21 protein-coding genes are annotated in these 17,549 nt (G+C 70.0%); 5 read left to right on the forward strand and 16 right to left on the reverse strand.

Translation table 11 applies throughout. The annotated features are described in order from the left end of the window. Position 1 precedes the first annotated feature (1 nt). The 5 genes from PY257_RS10440 to PY257_RS10460 form a co-directional block, all read right to left on the reverse strand. Positions 2 to 1,126: an ABC transporter permease gene (locus PY257_RS10440; protein WP_275741466.1), complete on the reverse strand. Its 1,125-nt coding sequence runs from the start codon at positions 1,124 to 1,126 to the stop codon at positions 2 to 4. Between the two features lie 12 nt (positions 1,127 to 1,138). Continuing rightward, complete coding sequence (locus PY257_RS10445; RefSeq protein WP_275741469.1) at positions 1,139 to 2,749, reverse strand: ABC transporter ATP-binding protein; 1,611 nt, start codon at positions 2,747 to 2,749, stop codon at positions 1,139 to 1,141. A 123-nt stretch (positions 2,750 to 2,872) separates the two neighbouring features. Continuing rightward, the gene (locus PY257_RS10450) at positions 2,873 to 3,994 is read right to left on the reverse strand and encodes a BMP family ABC transporter substrate-binding protein (protein ID WP_275741471.1); all 1,122 of its coding nucleotides are present in this window, start codon (positions 3,992 to 3,994) and stop codon (positions 2,873 to 2,875) included. A 130-nt stretch (positions 3,995 to 4,124) separates the two neighbouring features. After that, complete coding sequence (locus PY257_RS10455; RefSeq protein WP_275741473.1) at positions 4,125 to 4,526, reverse strand: VOC family protein; 402 nt, start codon at positions 4,524 to 4,526, stop codon at positions 4,125 to 4,127. Between the two features lie 18 nt (positions 4,527 to 4,544). Beyond that, positions 4,545 to 5,549: an isopenicillin N synthase family dioxygenase gene (locus PY257_RS10460; RefSeq protein WP_275741475.1), complete on the reverse strand. Its 1,005-nt coding sequence runs from the start codon at positions 5,547 to 5,549 to the stop codon at positions 4,545 to 4,547. A 258-nt stretch (positions 5,550 to 5,807) separates the two neighbouring features. On the opposite strand from PY257_RS10460, the gene rutR reads away from it, so the two are divergent. Continuing rightward, positions 5,808 to 6,536 carry an HTH-type transcriptional regulator RutR gene (rutR, locus tag PY257_RS10465; protein ID WP_275741477.1) on the forward strand — a complete coding sequence of 243 codons (729 nt, stop codon included), beginning with the start codon at positions 5,808 to 5,810 and terminating at the stop codon, positions 6,534 to 6,536. 17 nt (positions 6,537 to 6,553) lie between these two features. Here rutR and PY257_RS10470 read toward each other — a convergent pair whose 3' ends face one another. From PY257_RS10470 to PY257_RS10520, 11 genes are all read right to left on the reverse strand, one after another. Next, complete coding sequence (locus PY257_RS10470) at positions 6,554 to 6,751, reverse strand: PIN domain-containing protein (protein WP_275741572.1); 198 nt, start codon at positions 6,749 to 6,751, stop codon at positions 6,554 to 6,556. Continuing rightward, positions 6,658 to 6,855 (reverse strand): hypothetical protein, encoded by a 198-nt coding sequence (locus PY257_RS10475; RefSeq protein ID WP_275741581.1) that lies wholly within the window; start codon positions 6,853 to 6,855, stop codon positions 6,658 to 6,660. Before PY257_RS10475 ends, PY257_RS10470 begins: the two co-directional genes overlap by 94 nt. Continuing rightward, positions 6,855 to 7,082 carry a ribbon-helix-helix domain-containing protein gene (locus PY257_RS10480; RefSeq protein ID WP_275741479.1) on the reverse strand — a complete coding sequence of 76 codons (228 nt, stop codon included), beginning with the start codon at positions 7,080 to 7,082 and terminating at the stop codon, positions 6,855 to 6,857. Before PY257_RS10480 ends, PY257_RS10475 begins: the two co-directional genes overlap by 1 nt. 85 nt (positions 7,083 to 7,167) lie before the next feature. Continuing rightward, positions 7,168 to 7,686: a flavin reductase gene (locus tag PY257_RS10485; protein ID WP_275741481.1), complete on the reverse strand. Its 519-nt coding sequence runs from the start codon at positions 7,684 to 7,686 to the stop codon at positions 7,168 to 7,170. Then, positions 7,683 to 8,504 (reverse strand): pyrimidine utilization protein D, encoded by an 822-nt coding sequence (gene rutD, locus PY257_RS10490; RefSeq protein WP_275741483.1) that lies wholly within the window; start codon positions 8,502 to 8,504, stop codon positions 7,683 to 7,685. The genes PY257_RS10485 and rutD overlap by 4 nt, the downstream gene beginning before the upstream one ends. Positions 8,505 to 8,532: 28 nt before the next feature. Beyond that, positions 8,533 to 8,922: a pyrimidine utilization protein C gene (gene rutC, locus PY257_RS10495; protein WP_275741485.1), complete on the reverse strand. Its 390-nt coding sequence runs from the start codon at positions 8,920 to 8,922 to the stop codon at positions 8,533 to 8,535. Positions 8,923 to 8,959: 37 nt separating this feature from the next. Continuing rightward, entirely contained in the window at positions 8,960 to 9,712 is a 753-nt protein-coding gene (rutB, locus tag PY257_RS10500; protein ID WP_275741487.1) for a pyrimidine utilization protein B, read from the reverse strand. Positions 9,713 to 9,725: 13 nt separating this feature from the next. Further along, the gene (rutA, locus tag PY257_RS10505; protein ID WP_275741489.1) at positions 9,726 to 10,844 is read right to left on the reverse strand and encodes a pyrimidine utilization protein A; all 1,119 of its coding nucleotides are present in this window, start codon (positions 10,842 to 10,844) and stop codon (positions 9,726 to 9,728) included. Between the two features lie 317 nt (positions 10,845 to 11,161). Beyond that, on the reverse strand, positions 11,162 to 11,440 hold the full coding sequence (locus PY257_RS10510) for a hypothetical protein (protein ID WP_275741491.1): 279 nt from the start codon (positions 11,438 to 11,440) through the stop codon (positions 11,162 to 11,164). A gap of 2 nt (positions 11,441 to 11,442) precedes the next feature. Continuing rightward, entirely contained in the window at positions 11,443 to 12,882 is a 1,440-nt protein-coding gene (locus tag PY257_RS10515) for an FAD-binding oxidoreductase (protein ID WP_275741493.1), read from the reverse strand. Positions 12,883 to 12,939: 57 nt separating this feature from the next. Further along, a complete protein-coding gene (locus PY257_RS10520) occupies positions 12,940 to 13,260 on the reverse strand; it encodes an EF-hand domain-containing protein (RefSeq protein ID WP_275741495.1) in 321 nt (106 codons plus the stop codon). A gap of 517 nt (positions 13,261 to 13,777) precedes the next feature. On the opposite strand from PY257_RS10520, the gene PY257_RS10525 reads away from it, so the two are divergent. The 4 genes from PY257_RS10525 to PY257_RS10540 all read left to right on the forward strand — a co-directional run bounded on the left by PY257_RS10525 (position 13,778) and on the right by PY257_RS10540 (position 17,136). Next, on the forward strand, positions 13,778 to 14,242 hold the full coding sequence (locus PY257_RS10525) for a MarR family winged helix-turn-helix transcriptional regulator (RefSeq protein ID WP_275741497.1): 465 nt from the start codon (positions 13,778 to 13,780) through the stop codon (positions 14,240 to 14,242). 50 nt (positions 14,243 to 14,292) lie between these two features. Further along, on the forward strand, positions 14,293 to 15,789 hold the full coding sequence (locus PY257_RS10530) for a DHA2 family efflux MFS transporter permease subunit (RefSeq protein WP_275741574.1): 1,497 nt from the start codon (positions 14,293 to 14,295) through the stop codon (positions 15,787 to 15,789). A gap of 124 nt (positions 15,790 to 15,913) precedes the next feature. Continuing rightward, positions 15,914 to 16,342 (forward strand): VOC family protein, encoded by a 429-nt coding sequence (locus tag PY257_RS10535; protein ID WP_275741499.1) that lies wholly within the window; start codon positions 15,914 to 15,916, stop codon positions 16,340 to 16,342. A 236-nt stretch (positions 16,343 to 16,578) separates the two neighbouring features. Further along, on the forward strand, positions 16,579 to 17,136 hold the full coding sequence (locus tag PY257_RS10540) for a cob(I)yrinic acid a,c-diamide adenosyltransferase (RefSeq protein ID WP_275741501.1): 558 nt from the start codon (positions 16,579 to 16,581) through the stop codon (positions 17,134 to 17,136). The last annotated feature ends 413 nt before the right edge of the window (positions 17,137 to 17,549 follow it).

A 17,549-nucleotide genomic window follows, 5' to 3' on the forward strand; every position in this document is an offset into this window, starting at 1 on the left:
CTCAGTACGCGGCCACGCGGCGGATGCGGTGGCGGATGAAGAAGTCCGACGAGGCGACGCACACCACCAGGATGGCCTGTATGAGCTGCACCATCGAGAACGGTATCTGGTAGAACACCTGCAGGCTGCGCCCGGCCACGAACAGCGTGGCCACCAGGATGGCGACCACGCTGGCGGCCAGCGGGTTGTTGCGCGCCAAAAAGGCGATCAGGATGCCCGAGAAGCCGTAGCCCGCGTAGAACGCCTGCGTGAGCCGCCCTTCCTGCCCGGCAGCCACCATGAAGCCCGCCAGCCCCGCGAGCGCGCCCGAGGCCAGCACCGACGCCCACACCAGCTTCTTCACCGGCACGCCCACCGCGTCGGCCACGCGCGCGCTGGCGTGCACGAAGCGCAGGTACAGGCCCGCGCGGCTCTTGTCCACGAACCACCATGCGGCCACCGCCACCAGCAGTGCCAGCACGATGGCGCTGCTGAAGCCGTCCGCGATGTCGGGCAGCCGCTCGAACGGCGCGAACTTGGGCGAGTAGGGGAAGGAATCCCTGGGGTCCTTCCACGCGCCGTACACCAGGTGCAGCAGGAAGTTGGCCGCCACGTAGTTGAGCATCAGGCTGGAGATGATCTCGTTGATCGCCAGGCGCATCTTCAGCACGGCGGGCAGCACCACCCACAGCAGGCCGCAGAGCAGCGCGGCGCCCGCCATGAGCCACAGGCGCGCGGCCTGCGGCCCGATGGCGTGGATGGAAACGAAGGTGGCGCCGATGGCGCCGAAGATCATCTGCCCCTCCAGCCCCAGGTTCCAGAACCGGGCGCGGAAGGCCAGCGCCGCGGCCAGCCCCACCATCACCATGGGCGCGGCCTGGAACAGCACGGCGCGCAGGTTCTGCGCGTCGAAGAAGGTCTGCACGATGAACTCGTCGAGCAGGTCCTCGGGCGACACGCCGGCGGCCACCAGAATGGCGCCGCTGACCAGCGCCCCCGCCAGCACCGCCAGCGCGAGGATCAGCGCCTGCCACGGCCAGGCGAGCTGCTGGCGCACCTCCAGCGCGTAGCGGCGCGCGAGCAGCGGCACGCGGCGCGGGCGCGGCGTGGCGGTTTCGGGAGCGGGGGGAATGGGGGCGGATGCCATGTGCCAGAGGGGTCAGTGTGTCGCCACCATCGCCTGGCCAACGTCTTGCCGGCGCGCGGGCGCGGCGAACTCGGCCACGATGCGCCCGCGCACGATCACGCCCACGCGGTCGGCCAGCGCCAGCACTTCGTCGAGGTCTTCGCTGATCAGCAGCACGGCGGCGCCCGCGGCGCGCGCGGCGCGCAGGCGCGCATGCACCTGGGCGCTGGCGCGCACGTCCAGCCCGCGGCTCGGGCTGTGGGCCAGCACCAGCCGCGGCTGGCCGCCCAGGCGGCTGAATTCGCGTGCGATCACCAGCTTCTGCGCGTTGCCGCCCGACAGCAGCGCCGCTTTCTGGCGGATGGAGCGCACCCCCAGCACGTCGAAGGCCTTGACGGCCTCTTGCGCGGCGGCTTCCATGCGGCGGCGGTCGAGCCACGCGGCGCTGCCGTAGCGGCTGTCGTGTACCTGGCCGATGCCGAAGTTCTCGGCCACCGACAGGTCGCCCGCCAGCGCCAGCCCGTAGCGGTCGGCGGGAATGGCGGCAATGCCCAGCGCGCGCCGCTGCTCGGGGCTGGCCGCGCGCAGGTCGCCGAAGCCCTCCAGCTCCAGCGCGCCCTCGGCCAGCGGCAGCAGGCCCATGATGGCCTGCGCCAGCTCGCCCTGGCCGTTGCCGCCCACGCCGGCCAGGCCGTAGATCTCGCCGGCGCGCACCTCCAGCGTGGCACCGTCCAGCGCGGGCTGGCCCGCGCCCGCGCTGCGCAGGCCGCGCACGGCCAGGCGCACGGGGCACACGGCGGCACTGGCGGCACTGGCGGCGGCACTGGCGGCACTGGCGGCGGCACTGGCGGCGGCACTGGCGGCGGCACCGGCGGGCGTGGCGGCGCGCGGCGCCTCGGCCTGCGCGGTGTCGCCCACGGTCAGGCGCACCAGCTCGGCTTCGCTGGCCGCGCGCGGCTCCAGCGTGGCGACGGTGCGCCCGGCGCGCATCACGGTCACGCGGTCGGCGAACGCCTGCACGTCGGCCATCTTGTGCGTCACCAGCACCACCGCCGCGCCCTGCCGCGCCAGCGCGCGCACCGTGTGCAGCAGGCGCGCGGCCTCGGCATCCGTCAGCACGGCGGTGGGCTCGTCTAGGATGAGGATGCGCGCGCCGGCCAGCAGCACCTTGAGGATTTCCACGCGCTGCTGCTCGGCCACCGACAGCCGCTCGATGCGCTGGCCGGGGTCGATGGCGAAGCCCAGCGCCTGCGCCTGCGCGGCGACGGCGGCGCGCACCGCGGCCAGGCGGGCGCCGTAGCCCTGCGCGGCGTCGAACTCGCCGGGCGGCGGCAGGCCGAGCAGGATGTTCTCGGCCACCGTGAACGGGGCCACGAGCTTGAAGTGCTGGTGCACCATGCCGATGCGGTGGCGCGCGGCGTCGCGCGGGCCGGCCAGGCGCACGGGGTTGTCGTCCACCAGCAGCGTGCCGGCCTCGGGCGCGTACAGGCCGGCGGCGATGTTCATCAGCGAGGACTTGCCCGCGCCGTTCTCGCCCAGCAGCGCGTGCACCTCGCCCCAGCGCGCTGCGAAGTGCGCGCCGTCTAGGGCCCGGAAGCCGTCGAAGCTCTTGTCGATGCCGTGCAGCGCCAGCGCGTCAGACATGGATGAAACAGTCTTGAATTGATCGGTTTGAAAGATACAAAAACCCGCCACCGCCCATTTTCTGGGCGGCGGCTGGTTTTCAGCGTGCCGGGGGTTTGCGTCCGAAAACGACCGGCTTGCGCATCACTTCTGCGTCACCACGCCCTTGACGAACCAGTCCATCTTCCAGAGGTCGGCGTCGCTCAGCACGGCGCCCGCGGCCACGCGCTCCTTGCCGTCGCGGTCGGCCAGCGGGCCGGCGTAGACCGGCTTGCCCTTCATGATCGCGTCGCGCTCGGCCAGGATGGCGGCCTGCTTGTCCTTGGGGATCTGCGCGCCGAGCTTGGAGATGTCGGTGCCGCCGTCCTGCATCTCGATGAAGGCGCCGTAGGGCTGGGGCTTCCAGTGGCCGGCCATGATCTTCTTCAGCTCGGGCACCAGGAAGCGGTCCCACACCCACACCGACGAGCAGATGGTGGCCTTGGGCGCGAACTGGCTCAGGTCGCGGTGGTGGCCGGTGCCGAGCTTGCCGCGCTCCTGCGCCACGATCTGCGGCGTGGGCGAATCGACGTGCTGGCCGATCACGTCGGCGCCCTGGTCGATCAGCGCGGCGGCGGCGGCGCGCTCCTTCACCGGGTCGTTCCACGAGCCGGTGTAGATCACCGTCACGGTGGCGGCGGGGTTCATCTTCTGCGCGCCGAGCGCGTAGGCGTTGATGGTCCAGTTGACCACGCCGAACGGGTTGGCCGCCACGAAGCCGAGCTTGCCCGTCTTGCTCGCCGCGCCCGCGGCCATGCCGCACAGGTACTGGCTTTCATAGGTGCGGCCATAGAACGATTCGAGGTTCTTGCCGTTGGTGGTGCCCGAGCCGTTGAGGAAGGCCACGTCGGGGTATTTGTCGGCCAGCTCCTTGAACGCGTCGGAATAGCCGAAGGCGGTGCCGATCACGATGTTGGCGCCGCGCTGGATGAACTTCTCCGCCGCGGGCTTGATGGCGGATGCGTCCTCGGGCACGCCTTCTACGAACTGGATTTTCTGGCCGAGGGCTTTTTCGACCTTCACGCGCGCTTCGTCGAACGCCTGGGTCCAGCCGCCGTCGTTCTTGGGGCCGAAGTAGATCATCGCGATCTTGGGCGGGCCCTTGAGCGTGAAGCCGTCGTCGGCGGCATGCGCGGGCGCGTGGAAGACGGCCGCGCCCAGCAGGGCCAGGCCGGCGGCGGATGCCACGACGGCCTTGCGGCGGGGCAGTGAGTGGAATGCTTGCATCGCGGTTACCTCGGGTGGAGAGTGAAGGAGAAGGGGAGCGTGGGGGTCATGCTTCATCGCCGGGCCGCCCCAAGATGAAACGCGGCCCCCACGGGGGGCAGCGAACCACACGCAGTGGGGAGCGTGGGGGTCATGCTTCATCGCCGGGCATCATGAAGTTGATGCGCAGCACATTGCCTTCGGGGTCGAACAGCACGGCCTGGTACCAGTGGTAGTAGGTGTCGTAGGGCGGCTTGACCAGCGTGGCGCCGGCGGCCACGGCCACGGGCACCATGCGGTCCACGTCGGCGCGGCTGTCCACGTCGATGTTGAGCAGGAACTTGATGCCGCGCGTGTCGGCGAATGCGCTCAGGTGCAGCAGGTCGTAGGCCTCGTGGGCATTGAAGCCGATGCAGCTTTTGCCCGTGTCGAGCCCGCGGAAGATCGGCGAGCGGATGGCCTCGATCTCGGGAAAGCCGAACACCCCCTGGTAGAAGCCGCTGAGCGCGACGATGTCCTTGGCGAAGACGTTGACGTAGGAAAGGGTTGCCATGGGTGCGCCGCGCTCCTTTCAGGCGGTGGCCGTGCCGCCGAGCGTGGTCTGCTTGACGAACTTGGATTTCAGGTGGTCGCCCGAGCTGATCGGCGCGTACCGGGGTTTCTCGCCGGGCGCCAGGCAGCTCGGCAGGCATTCGACCATCGCGTCGTAGTTGGGCTGGTGGAAGAACACCAGCGACTGGCGGCGCGTGTTGCGGGCCGCGTCGTCAAGGGGCGGGTTGGCCACCCGGTGCAGCGTGGAGACCCAGGTGTCGTTGGTCCACTGCATCATCAGGTCGGCGATGTTCACCACGAAGCTGCCGGGCACCATGGGCACGTCCACCCACTGGCCCGCCTTGTTGAACACCTGCAGGCCCGGGCCGTCGGGCAGCACGATGGTCAGGCTGCCGTAGTCGCTGTGCGCGCCCGCGCGCATCTGGCCCGGCAGCGGCGCCTCGCGCTGCGGCGGGTAGCTCAGCACGCGCAACATGCTGATGTGCTCGTCGATCTTGTCGTCGAAAAACTTCTCGGGCAGGGCGAGCGCGAGCGCGAAGATGCGCATCAGGGAGCGCGCCAGGCCGCTCATGGCGTCGAAGTATTCGGTGTACGCCGCACGGAAATCCGGGATGCCCTCGGGCCAGGAGTTGGGCTCGAAGTGCGGGCCGGCGGCCTCGCCGCGGTGGTATTCGTCGTCGGGCACGTTCGACGGGCCGATGGAGAACGACTCCTTCAGGTCGGGCGGCGCCACTGCCTCCAGGCTGTACGACAGCCCTTCCTCGCCCACGGCGGAAAAGCCGCGCACGGCGTCGATGCGCGGGCGGTCCACCTTGCGCTTCTCGGCCAGCGGCAGGGCGAAGAACTGCTGCGATGCCTTCGCCACGCGCTCGACCAGGACGGCGGGAATCTGGTGGCTGGTGATGACCAGGAAGCCGATGTCGCGGCAGGCGTCGCCCACCGCGCGGGCGACGGCGGCCTTGCCTTCGGGCGTGCCCGCGAAGTAGGGCTGCAGGTCGATGACGGGAACATTCAATGCGGGCATGGCGGCTCCTTGGGGCGTGCCCCCGCGCGCGGCGGCGGTGGCAGGTGCTGGCATGCAACGTCCATGCCAGTTGGACCAATTGGACAAATCTGTTTTCCGCGCCGCGCCGCGCCGCTCTGGTGCGCGGCACGCGCATGATTCGTGCATGGCCCCCGCCCGCAGGTGCGCCGCATGTGCGATGTGTGTGCGCGAACGGCTCCGTGTGGCAGCATGCCCGCCGCCAGCATCCACGAAAAAGAACGCAAAGGAAGCATCCCCATGCCCGCCCCGATCGCCCGCAAGACCCTGGCCGGAAAGAAGAAGGACAAGGCCCTTGCCGCCGCCCCGGCCCGCCGGGCCGCGCGCGGCCCGGCGGCGGGGCGCCGTGTGCGCCAGGTGGAGGACAAGCGCAGCGCCATCCTGGGCGCGGCGCTGGGGCTGTTCTCGCGCTACGGCCTGCATGGCACCACGGTGGACCAGGTGGCCGCGCGCGCGGCGGTATCCAAGAGCAACCTGCTGTACTACTTCGCCAACAAGGAGGAGCTGTACGTGAGCGTGCTGCGCGACCTGCTGGAAGTGTGGCTGGCGCCGCTGCGCAGCTTCAGCGCCGAACAGGACCCGCGCGCGGCGATCGCCGCCTACATCCGCGCCAAGCTCGTCATCTCGCGCGACCGGCCCGACGCCTCGCGCCTGTTCTGCCTGGAGATGATCCAGGGCGCGCCGCTGCTGCGCGACGAACTGGCGCGCGAGCTGCGCGACCTGGTGGATCACAAGTCGGAGGTCATCCGCGCCTGGGTGGCCGATGGCCGGCTCGCGCCCGTGGAGCCGCACCACCTGGTGTTCGCGCTCTGGGCCACCACCCAGCACTACGCCGACTTCGCGGTGCAGGTGCAGGCGCTGACGGGCCGCACGCTCGACGACCCGGCGTTCTTCGAGCAGACGGTGGAGAACGTGCAGCGCATCGTGCTCGACGGCATCGCCGCGCAGGCCGATGGCGGTCCGGTATGAACCTGGAAGCCTCGCGGTCAGTGCGCGTGCCAGTTCACCCACTGGAGGGCCGGCACGCGCGAGAACTCGCGCTCGTTGCGCGTCACCAATGTCGCGCCATGGGCGCGTACCGTGCCGGCGATCAACACATCGTGCGGGCCGATGGGCAGGCCGCGCGATTCCAGTTCGGCGCGGATGGCCGCGGCTTCATGCGCGCCGGCCGCGTCGAACGGCAGGATGCGCAGGGCCGCAGCAGCGTGTCGAGCGCCTGCCGGCGGGGCGCGACCTGCGGGTCGCCGCGGAAGTAGTAGCTGATGGTGTTGGCGTCGAGTGCCAGCATCAGAACCCGGCCCTGGACACGTCGGCGGCGGGCGGCGGTGCATCCTCGCGCAGCGGAAAGTCGGCAAAGCTGCCGGCCAGCCCGATCACCTGCGCGGGCCAGCGCTGCTCGGCGGCATCGCGGATCAGGTCCGCTACCCAGCGGCTGTCGGATACGCCCGCGGCCTGCGCCTGGGCACGCATGAGGGCGTCGGTTTCATCGTCCAGATAAAGCGTGACTTGCGACATGGAGCCTCCTGGCGGAAGGCGGGCCGCCGCGGGCGACCCGGACATATATGAAAGTATATGTGCCGTGCACTGGCGGCGCACGCGGTCAGCGCATCGCCGTGGGCAGAGCGTGGTAGCGCCGCTCGAAGTACACCAGCGCATGGGCGGCCTCGCCCACGGTGACGGCGAGCACCGCGCAGAACATCACCTCGTGCGTGCCGACCACGCTGCGCTGCGCGATGCGGCAGTCGAACGACGCGGCGGCGTCCAGCAGCACGGGCGCGCCGCCCAGGCCCGTGGCCCAGCGGCCGGCGGCGAAGCGCTCGTCCATCGGCGTCCTGCCGCCGAACAGGTCGGCGAGCGCCTGCTGGTGCGCGCCCAGCGCGTTCACGCACAGCGCCTCGTTGGCCGCGAACGCGGGGTAGACCGAGGCGGCGCGGTTCAGGCACACCAGCAGCGTGGGCGGCTCGTCGCTCACGCTGCACACGGCCGATGCGGTGAAGCCCGCGCGGCCGCCGGGCCCGTCGGTGGTGACGACGTGCACCGCCGCGCCGATGCGCGCCATGGCGTCGCGGAAATCGCGCTTGGCCAGCGCGGCGCGGCGCGGCTCCACGGCGCTGCTCATGGGCGCGCGACGGTCTTGGCCTGCACGGCCAGGAAGGCCAGCAGCGCCTGGTTGAAAGGCTCGGCCTCGGTCACGCTGTGGGCGTGGCCGCCGTGCGGCACGCGCTCCAGCGCGGCGTTGGGCAGGCGCTGCGCGAGCCGCTGCGACATGGTCCAGGGCACCAGCGTGTCGTCCATCGCGGTCATCACCAGCGTGGGCGCGGCGATGTCGCCCAGGCGCGCGTCCACGTCGAAGGCGCGCAGCGCGGCGATGCGTGAACGCATCGTGGCCTCGCCGGGGAAGTGCGCGAAGGCATGGCGCACCTCGTCGGCCACGTGCTGCGCGTGGGCGGCGCACCAGGCGGCGGGGTAGAGGAAGATGGGCTGCGCTTCCACATAGGCGCGCACGCCGCGCTGGCCGCCCAGGCCGAGCAGGGAAAGCCGCGTGTCGAAGCAGCGCGCCGAATGCGGGTTGGGCATGGACCAGGCGTTGACCAGCGCGAGGCTGGCGATGCGCTCGGGCGCATCGAGCGCGAGTTGCAGTCCGACCAGGCCGCCGAGCGCATGGCCGACGAGGTGGCAGCGCGCGGTGTGCGTGGCGTCGAGGATTTCGGCCACGTCCTGCGCCATGTGGTCGATGCTGTAGGGCGATGGCAGCAGGCCGGGGCTGCGCCCGGTGCCGCGCTGGTCGTAGGCGATGACGCGCAGGCCGACTTCGGCCAGGGCGGGGATCTGGGGCTTCCAGAAACCCGCGCTGCCGCCCAGGCCCGAGGACAGCAGCACGGTGTGCGCCGCCTCGGGAGGGCCGTAGATGTCGAAAGCCAGTGTCGTCGCTGCCATCGTCGGGGCCTTGTCGCGCGGAGTGCGTCTACTTCTTGCCGATGTGGGCGATGGAGGCGATTTCCACCAGCGCGTCGGGCTTGACCAGGTTGGCCTCGATGCAATAGCGCGCGGGCTTCACGCCGGGAAAGAACTCGGCGTAGACGGCGTTGACCTTCGGGTAGTCGGCAAAGTCCTTCACGAAGATGTGGTTGAAAGTCACGTCGTCCATGGTGCCGCCGGCGGCCTCGACCACGCCCCGGATGGTTTCCAGCACGTGGCGGGTCTGCGCGCTGGCATCGCCCGCGTGGACCACGTTGTTGTCCTTGTCGAACGGCAGCGTGCCCGAGACGTAGAGGATGCCGTCGGCCAGCGTGCCGGGCACGTAGGGGGCGAGCGGCACGCCGGTGCCGGGCGGGATGATGGCTTGCTTGGGCATGGGGAAGCTCCTGTGGGGGGCAGGGTGGAAGAAAACGTCAGGCCACGGTGGTGCAGAACGCATCGACGCTCGACACCCAGCCGAAGAAGGTTTCGATGTTGTAGAGGGCCGCCTGCTGGATCGCCGGGCCGCCGAGCTCGTGCGTGGCGTCTTCGAGCACGACGCCGAAGTATTCGAGGTGGAAGGCGTCGCGCAGCGTCGATTCCACGCACACGTTGGTGGCGATGCCGGTGAACACCAGGTTGCGGATGCCGCGCGCGGCCAGGGTGGAATGCAGCGTGCTGTTGAAGAAGCCGCTGTAGCGCGTCTTGGGCACCACGATGTCGCCGGGCTGGGGCTGCATGGCGTCGATCAGCGCGTAGTCCCAGCCGCCCTTGGCCAGGAACCTGCCCTGCAGTTCGGGCTGCCGGCGCATGGTCTTCAGCGCGTTGGACTTGTACCAGTTGGGTGAGCCGGGGCCGCCCGCCTCCACGTACTGCGCGTCCCAGCCGTTTTGCAGGAACACGACCAGGATGCCCGCCTTGCGCGCGGCCTCGATGGCGCGCACGATGCCCGCGATGGTGGCCTGCGCGCCCGAGATGTCGAAGCCCGCGGTGTCCACGTAGCCGCCGAGCGTGGCGTAGGCGTTCTGCATGTCCACCACCACCAGGGCGGTGTTGCCGCCGTGCAAGGCCAGCGGCTCGGGCCGCGCAGGCAGTACCAGCGGTGCGGGGCCGCCCGGCGGCGTGGGCACGCCCACGGGCGTGGTGGAGATGAGGGTGGCGTTCGTCTTGGCGCCGTGGGTCGTCATGGCGCGGGCCCTTTCATGCGGCAAGCGCTTCGGCCCGCGCGCGGCTCGGCACCGGCGTGTCGGCGTCGACACGGCTCTTCATGAGCGGCTGGATGCGCTCGCCGAAGGCTTCCACGCCCTGCACGAAGTCGTCGAAGGTGAGCAGCACGCCCTCGGTGCCCGGCACTGCGGCCATCTCGTCGAGCATGCGCGCCACGCTGGCGTAGGAGCCCACGAGCGTGCCCATGTTGATGTTCACCGCGGACGGCGAGGTCGGGTCCGTCATCTGGCGGACATTGGTGTCGGTGCCGGATTTCGTGTCCGCCGCACCCTGCGTGGCCATCCAGGCGATGGCCTCGGTGTCGGCGCCGGCCTTGTAGCGCTCCCACTTGGCCAGGGCGGCCGCGTCGGTTTCGTCGGCGATCACCATGATGAGCACGTAGGTCGTCACGTGGCGGCCGGTCTTGCGCGTTGCCTCGATCAGCTTCTGCGCCGCCGGGGCGAAGGCCGTGGGCGTGTTCACGCCCTTGCCGAAGCAGAAGTTGTAGTCGGCGTACTTGGCGGAGAACTCCATGCCCGCGTCGCTCTGGCCGGCGCAGATGACCTTCATGTCGGCCTGCGGGCGCGGGCTCAGGCGGCAGTCGTCCATCTTGAAGTGCACGCCCCGGAAGTCGCTGCGGCCCTGGCCCCAGAGGTCTCGCAGCACCTGGATGTATTCGCTCAGGTACTGGTAGCGCGTGGCGAAGAACTGGTCGCCGGGCCACAGGCCCATCTGCGAATACTCGGGCCGCTGCCAGCCCGTGACCAGGTTCAGCCCGAAGCGCCCGCCCGAGATGCTGTCGATGGTGGAGGCCATGCGCGCCACGATGGCCGGCGGCATCACCAGCGAGGCGGCGGTGGCGAACAATTTGATCTTGCTGGTGACGGCGGCCAGCCCCGACATGAGCGTGAACGATTCGAGGTTGTGGTCCCAGAACTCCGTCTTGCCGCCGAAGCCGCGCAGCTTGATCATGGACAACGCGAAGTCCAGGCCGTAGTGCTCGGCCTTGAGGGTGATTTCCTTGTTGAGCGCGAACGTGGGCTTGTACTGCGGTGCGTTCTCCGACAGCAGCCAGCCGTTGTTGCCGATGGGGATGAAGACGCCGACTTTCATGGTGTGGTTTCTCCAGACGATGGGGTGGGGGAGCAACGGGCGGCGGGCCAGCCCGCCGCATGCTCTGACGCAGGTCAAAAAGCATGTGGCGTGCCAGTTGTGAATCCTGTTATGAATCAAAGGGTTGCGAGATTCCCCGGATTCTTGTTTGACCAAATGGTGCAAATTGGAGCGCACCGGCCCGGGCGGCGTCACGCGGGTGGTGCAGGGGGAACGGTATCGGTGCGCGCGGGGCGGATGAGGGTGTGGTGGGGCCGCGCGCCCAACGCCACCCATGCCTTGCAGGGTGGCAATTCAGGAAAAATGGCCCTGGCGCTTTACCCTGGAAACAGCAGTTGACCGCTTTGCATCCCTTGCCAGGCCGCAGGCAATCGAGCGTTGACGGCTTCGATGGCGTTCACCTCGTGGGTGAGGGCGCCATGCACCTGCCAGCACCGCGCTCGGCGCGCCATGCGGCGTTGCTCCTCCTTGCGGGCAGCAAGCCCGCCGCGTCGCCCGGTCTTGCCTGGCACTCCGATCACGGCACCGGCAGGCGCATCCAACTGCCGTTTCCAGGTTACCCGTGGGCGGCAGATGAAATCGATGGTGCGCGCCACGTTCACAGCGCGAAAATCTTGCCCGGGTTCATGATGTTCAGCGGGTCGAGCGCGCGCTTGATCGTGCGCATCACCGCCACCGCGCCCGCGCCGGCTTCTTCCACCAGGAAGCCCATCTTGTGCAGGCCGATGCCGTGTTCGCCGGTGCAGGTGCCGCCCAGGCGCAGCGCGTGCGCCACCAGGCGGTGGTTCAGCGTCTCGGCGGTGGCGCGTTCCTGCCCGGAGTCGGGGTCGATCAGGTAGCCCATGTGGAAGTTGCCGTCGCCCACGTGGCCGACCAGGAAGTAGGGCAGGCCGGCGGCGTTGGCTTCCTCCACGGCGGCCAGCACCGCCTCGGCCAGCGCGGAGATCGGCACGCACACGTCGGTGGTCACGGCGCGGCAGCCGGGGCGCGACTGCACGCCGGCGAAGTAGGCGTTGTGCCGCGCCGCCCACAGCCGCGTGCGCTCCTCGGGCGTGGTGGCCCACGCGAAGGCGCCTTCCTTGACGTTCACGCCATGTTCGGCGGCGATGTCCTGCACGGCGCGCGCCTGCTCCTGCACGCCAGCGGGCGTGCCATGGAATTCCATCAGCAGCATCGGCTCCTCGCGCAGGCCCAGGTGCGAATGCGCGTTGACCATGCGCACGGTGCTGGCGTCCAGCAGTTCCACGCGCGCGATCGGCACGCCGAGCTGGATGGTCTCGATGACGGTGCGCACGGCAGCGCCGATGTCAGGAAACGAGCAGACAGCGGCGGACACCGCTTCTGGCAGCGGGTACAGGCGCAGCGTGACCTCGGTGGTGACGCCCAGCGTGCCCTCGCTGCCCACGAACAGGCGCGTGAGGTCGTAGCCCGCGCTGCTCTTCCTCGCGCGCGTGCCGGTGCGGATCGTCTCGCCGCTGGCGGTCACCACTTCGAGCGCCAGCACGTTGTCGCGCATGGTGCCGTAGCGCACGGCGTTGGTGCCGCTGGCGCGCGTGGCCGCCATGCCGCCGATGGAGGCGTCGGCGCCGGGGTCGATCGGGAAGAACAGCCCGCTGTGCTTGATCTCCTCGTTGAGCTGCTTGCGCGTCATGCCCGGCTGCACGGTGACCATGAGGTCGTCCGCGGCGAGCGAGACGATCTTGTTCATGCGGCCCATGTCGATGCTGATGCCGCCCTGCACGGCAAGCAACTGGCCCTCGATGGACGAGCCCGCGCCGTAGGGGATCACGGGCACCGCGTATTGCGCGGCCAGCCGCACGGCGTCGACCACGTCCGGCGTGCTTTCGGCAAACACCACGGCGGCGGGCGGCGGCACGGCGAAGGGCGATTCGTCGCGGCCATGCTGCTCGCGCACGGCCTGCACGGTGGAGAGCTGCGCGCCGCCGAAGCGCTCGTGCAGCGCGTCGAGCAGCGCCTGCGGCACGGGGCGCTGCCGGACTTCGGGTACCAAGTGGGCAGGGTCGGCAGGGGCGTTCATGGGCAATGTCTGCGGCAATGGGGGCGCCAAGTTTACGCCGCGCGTGCACGGCCCCCGTCAGGGGCTGGGGCTGGAGGTCTTCACGCCCCGCTCGAATTCGGCGCGCGAGATGGCGCCGTCATGGTCGGTGTCGATGCGGTCGAACATCTGCGCCACGGCGGGCAGGGCCCCGGCCTCGCGGTGGCTGAGCTTGCCGTCCTTGTCGGTGTCGGCGCGGTCGAAGGCCACGGTAGTGGCAGTGGCAGTGGCAGCAGTGCCTTGGCGCGGCGCGGGGCCTGGGCCGAAGGTCTGCGCCTGGGCTACGGCGCCCAGCGTGAGGCTGGCGAACAGGATCACGCTGCGCGCGTCGAAGTCGTGCAGGCGGCGGCGGGAGGTCATGGGCGGTTTCCATGGGATGCGTTGAACCTGGAACCGGCAGTTGGATGCGCCTGCCGGTGCCGTGATCGGGGGGCCAGGCAAGGCGCGACGACGCGGCGGGCTACTGCCCGCAAGGAGGAGCAACGCCGCATGGCGCGCCGAGCGCGGTGCTGGCAGGTGCATAGCGCTCTCACCCACGAGGTGAACCCCATCGAAGCCGGCAACGCTCGATTTCATGCGGCCTGACAAGGGATACGAAGCGGTCAACTGCCGTTTCCAGGTTGAACACCGGAGCATTGCAACCCGACCCGCCGGCTGCGGCCAAGCACTTTTGCCGGGTGTTGCCGCGCTGACATGCGCATTGCCTTGGAAACAAATGCTTGCGCGGCGGGCCCGCCGCCGGGCAGCGCCGCCGCCAATCAAGTCACGACTCCCGCAAGACGGGGTTCCGGCGAGACGCCCGTCCTTTGGGCGCAACGGCTGGCCCAGCCTGGTTTGCGCAAGCCCAGAATTGATAAGCATATTTACAATCTACGCGATGATGAAAAGAGATTTCTCGCGCCGTTTCGGCTTCCTGGTCAACGACGTCGCCAAGCTGTACGGCGAGCAGTTCGACCGCCTGGCGCGCGAACGCATGGGTCTGACGCGCGCGCAGTTGCGGCTGCTGGGCGCGCTGTCCAGGCACGACGGGCCGCAGCCGCTGTCGCAGGCCGAACTGGCGCAGCGCCTGGACCTGAGCGCGATGGCGGTGGCGACGCTGTGCGACCGCATGGAGGCTGCGGGCTGGCTCCGCCGCGAGCCGTCGCCGCACGACCGGCGCGCGAAATGGGTGCGCGCGCAGCCGCCCGCCGAGGACGCGATCGACGAGGCGCTGGCGCTGGGCGACGCGGTGCAGGCGCGCGCCCTGGCGTGCCTGAGCGCGGCGGAGCGCAGCCAGCTCACCGCGCTGCTGGGCAAGGCGCGCCAGGGCCTGCTTGCGTGGCGCGCGGAGATCGCGCGGTGAACGCCCCCGCCGTCGAGGCGGCGCCGCAGCAGGCCGCGCCGCACCGCGGCATGATCACCGTGTCGGTGATGCTCGCCACCATCATCCAGGCGCTGGACACCACCATCGCCAACGTGGCGCTGCCGCACATGCAGGGCAGCCTGCAGGCGTCGCAGGACCAGATCACCTGGGTGCTGACCTCCTACATCGTGGCTGCGGCCATCATGCTGCCGCTCACCGGCTGGCTCTGCGGCCAGTGGGGGCGCCGCCGGGTCTTCATCGTCTCGGTGCTGGGCTTCACGGCCACCTCGGCGCTGTGCGGGCTGGCCACTTCGCTGGTGGGCATCGTGGGCGCGCGGCTGCTGCAAGGGCTGTTCGGCGCCGCGCTGGTGCCGCTGTCGCAGGCCGTGCTGCTCGACGTGAACCCGCGCGAGAAGGTCGGCCAGGCCATGGCCATCTGGGGCGCGGGCATCATGGTCGGGCCCATCCTCGGGCCGCTCTTGGGTGGCTGGCTCACCGACAACCTCAACTGGCGCTGGGTGTTCTTCATCAACCTGCCCGTGGGACTGCTGGCGTTCTGGGGCATCGCGCGCTACCTGCCCGAGAGCCGCCCGCAGAAGGAGCGGCTCGACATTTTCGGTTTCGTCACGCTGAGCCTGGCCATCGGCATGCTGCAGATGTTCCTCGACCGGGGCGAGCAGCTCGACTGGTTCGATTCATGGGAGATCCGCCTGGAGGCCGCCGCCGCGCTCGTCTCCTTCGCGTTCTTCGTCGCCCACACGGCCACCGTGCAGGGCGTGTCGTTCTTCGACCGCGCGCTGCTCAAGGACCGCAACTTCGTCACCGGCCTGCTGTTTGCCTTCATCGTGGGCATGATCCTGTTCGCCACCATGGCGCTGCTGCCCACCTTCCTGCAGAGCCTCATGGGCTACCCGGTGGTCTACACGGGGCTGGTCACGGCGCCGCGCGGCGTGGGCACCATGATCGCGATGATCGCCGTGGGCCGCATCGTGCAGACCGTGGACGTGCGCGTCATCATGGCGCTGGGCTTCAGCCTCACGAGCTTCTCGCTGTGGCAGATGACGCGCCTCACGCTGCAGGTCGACAGCTCGCTGATCGTGTTCTCGGGCTTCCTGCAGGGGCTGGGCATCGGCTTCACCTTCGTGCCGCTCTCGACCGCGGCGTTCGCCACGCTGGCGCCCGCGCTGCGGCACAAGGGCACGCCGGTGTTCAGCCTGCTGCGCAACATCGGCAGCAGCGTCGGCATCTCCGTCGTGCAGGCGCTGCTCACGCGCGGCACCAATGCAGCGCACGCCAACCTCGCGGCGCTCGTGGGGCCGGACAACCGGGGGCTCGCGCTGCTGCCGCCGCAGTTCTCGCTCGACAACGGCGCGGCGGCGCTGGCGCTGCTCAACGCAGAGGTGGACCGCCAGGCAGCCATGATCGGCTACCTGGGCGACTTCCACATCATGATGCTCATCACGCTGCTGTCCATCCCGCTGCTGCTGCTGATCCGCAGGCCGCGCGCGGTGGTGGCCTCTTCCGAGCCCGCCGAAGTGCCGCACTGAGCGCGGCGCAGTGTTGTGGGCCGGCGTGGAGGCGAGCACGCGCGGGCCGCAGGCGCGCGGCGCGCGGCATCGGACAATGCGGTGCCGGCACGCCACGTCGCCGTTTCTTCTTGCAGGAAGCCCCATGCCACTGACCCCATTCCACCTTGCAGTCCCCGTCTGCGACCTCGACGCTGCACGGCGCTTCTACGGCGAGGTCTTCGGCTGCGCCGAAGGCCGCAGCAGCCCGCACTGGGTCGATTTCGACTTCTTCGGCCACCAGCTCGTCATCCACTACCAGGCGCAGAGCGCGCTCCAGCAGGCCGCGCAGGCGTTCAGCCCCGTGGACGGCCACGACGTGCCGGTGCCGCACTTCGGCGTGGTGCTGGAATGGGGCCAGTGGCACGCGCTGGCCGAGCGGCTGCGCGCGCACGGCATCCGCTTCGTGCTGGAGCCCGGCATCCGCTTCGAGGGTCTGGTTGGCGAGCAAGCCACCATGTTCCTGCTGGACCCGTGCGGCAACGCGCTGGAGTTCAAGTCCTTCAAGGACCTGGGGCAACTGTTCGCCAAGTAGCCGCCCGATTCCCTGGTAATGGGGAGTATCCATCCATTGCGCGCATAAACATTGCGCTGGAGGCAAGCCATATGGGGAGTATATGTGCGTCAGCGCGCCCTGCGGGCAGGCGCCGAGATCGCAGGCGTGTTCTCGGTCCGCGCCGCTGCGCCGCTGCGGCCACCGCGCCACGGTGGCGCTGAGCGCCTCGCGGCGCGGTACAATGGCCGCCTGACATCCGCAGGAGAGCAAGCACCATGGGCAACCGCCTCACGCAGATCGCCACCCGCACCGGCGACGACGGCACCACGGGCCTGGGCGACGGCACGCGCGTGTCCAAGCACAGCGCGCGCCCGCACGCCATGGGCGACGTGGACGAACTGAACTCCCACATCGGCCTGCTGCTGTGCGAGCCGCTGCCCGAAGAGGTGTGTGCGCTGCTGGTGGAAGTGCAGCACCAGCTCTTCAACCTCGGCGGCGAGCTGTCGATCCCCGGCCACGAGATGCTCAAGCCCGAGGCACTGGCGCGGCTCGACGAGGCGCTCGCACACCACAACGCGCAACTGCCGCGCCTGGCCGAGTTCATCCTGCCCGCGGGCACGCGCGCCGCGGCCCAGGCCCATGTGTGCCGCACCGTGGCGCGCCGCGCCGAACGCGCGGTGGTGGCGCTGGGGCAGGCCGAGCCGCTGCGCGATGCGCCGCGCCGCTACCTGAACCGCCTGTCGGACCTGCTGTTCGTGCTGGCGCGCGTGCTCAACCGCATGGACGGCGGCGACGACGTGTACTGGAAGAGCGAGCGCCTGGCGCGCGGGTAAACGACCCACCCCCGCCGCCCTCCCACTTCGCGTGGAGTGCCTCGCCCCTCCAGGGGGCGCCGCCAGCGGCCCGGCAAGGCCGGCTCTGCGGCGTGTCTGCAGGCATGGCCTGCTCCGCGGCCTTCGCTGCTGCCGGGCTTCATGTGTCGCTGGCGGCGCTCTTCGCACCGGGTGAACCGCGCTCGGCGCGCCATGCGGCGTTTCTAGTGCAGTGTTCAACGCCAAGCAGCACATGAAACCGCGCCTTTTGCCGCATGGCGGCGTTGCAAATCCTCGCGATAGCGACGTTGCGACGGTTGCGACGGCTATCGCCGTGGTTTGCGCCTTGCCCTGCGCCACAACGCATCGCTTTTATTGGTGCCGCCAAGCATCGAACACTGCACTCGGTTGATTGCTCTATTTTTGATAGCTTC

This window comes from Curvibacter soli (assembly GCF_029211125.1).
Lineage (GTDB): Bacteria > Pseudomonadota > Gammaproteobacteria > Burkholderiales > Burkholderiaceae_C > Curvibacter_A > Curvibacter_A soli.

Bases quoted from the DNA above. Each gene is read 5' to 3' on its own strand.
- PY257_RS10440 (WP_275741466.1), bottom strand. From the start codon at position 1,126: ATGGCATCCGCCCCCATTCCCCCCGCTCCCGAAACCGCCACGCCGCGC.
- PY257_RS10445 (WP_275741469.1), bottom strand. From the start codon at position 2,749: ATGTCTGACGCGCTGGCGCTGCACGGCATCGACAAGAGCTTCGACGGC.
- PY257_RS10450 (WP_275741471.1), bottom strand. From the start codon at position 3,994: ATGCAAGCATTCCACTCACTGCCCCGCCGCAAGGCCGTCGTGGCATCC.
- PY257_RS10455 (WP_275741473.1), bottom strand. From the start codon at position 4,526: ATGGCAACCCTTTCCTACGTCAACGTCTTCGCCAAGGACATCGTCGCG.
- PY257_RS10460 (WP_275741475.1), bottom strand. From the start codon at position 5,549: ATGCCCGCATTGAATGTTCCCGTCATCGACCTGCAGCCCTACTTCGCG.
- rutR (WP_275741477.1), top strand. From the start codon at position 5,808: ATGCCCGCCCCGATCGCCCGCAAGACCCTGGCCGGAAAGAAGAAGGAC.
- PY257_RS10475 (WP_275741581.1), bottom strand. From the start codon at position 6,855: ATGCTGGCACTCGACGCCAACACCATCAGCTACTACTTCCGCGGCGAC.
- PY257_RS10480 (WP_275741479.1), bottom strand. From the start codon at position 7,082: ATGTCGCAAGTCACGCTTTATCTGGACGATGAAACCGACGCCCTCATG.
- PY257_RS10485 (WP_275741481.1), bottom strand. From the start codon at position 7,686: ATGAGCAGCGCCGTGGAGCCGCGCCGCGCCGCGCTGGCCAAGCGCGAT.
- rutD (WP_275741483.1), bottom strand. From the start codon at position 8,504: ATGGCAGCGACGACACTGGCTTTCGACATCTACGGCCCTCCCGAGGCG.
- rutC (WP_275741485.1), bottom strand. From the start codon at position 8,922: ATGCCCAAGCAAGCCATCATCCCGCCCGGCACCGGCGTGCCGCTCGCC.
- rutB (WP_275741487.1), bottom strand. From the start codon at position 9,712: ATGACGACCCACGGCGCCAAGACGAACGCCACCCTCATCTCCACCACG.
- rutA (WP_275741489.1), bottom strand. From the start codon at position 10,844: ATGAAAGTCGGCGTCTTCATCCCCATCGGCAACAACGGCTGGCTGCTG.
- PY257_RS10515 (WP_275741493.1), bottom strand. From the start codon at position 12,882: ATGAACGCCCCTGCCGACCCTGCCCACTTGGTACCCGAAGTCCGGCAG.
- PY257_RS10520 (WP_275741495.1), bottom strand. From the start codon at position 13,260: ATGACCTCCCGCCGCCGCCTGCACGACTTCGACGCGCGCAGCGTGATC.
- PY257_RS10525 (WP_275741497.1), top strand. From the start codon at position 13,778: ATGATGAAAAGAGATTTCTCGCGCCGTTTCGGCTTCCTGGTCAACGAC.
- PY257_RS10530 (WP_275741574.1), top strand. From the start codon at position 14,293: ATGATCACCGTGTCGGTGATGCTCGCCACCATCATCCAGGCGCTGGAC.
- PY257_RS10535 (WP_275741499.1), top strand. From the start codon at position 15,914: ATGCCACTGACCCCATTCCACCTTGCAGTCCCCGTCTGCGACCTCGAC.
- PY257_RS10540 (WP_275741501.1), top strand. From the start codon at position 16,579: ATGGGCAACCGCCTCACGCAGATCGCCACCCGCACCGGCGACGACGGC.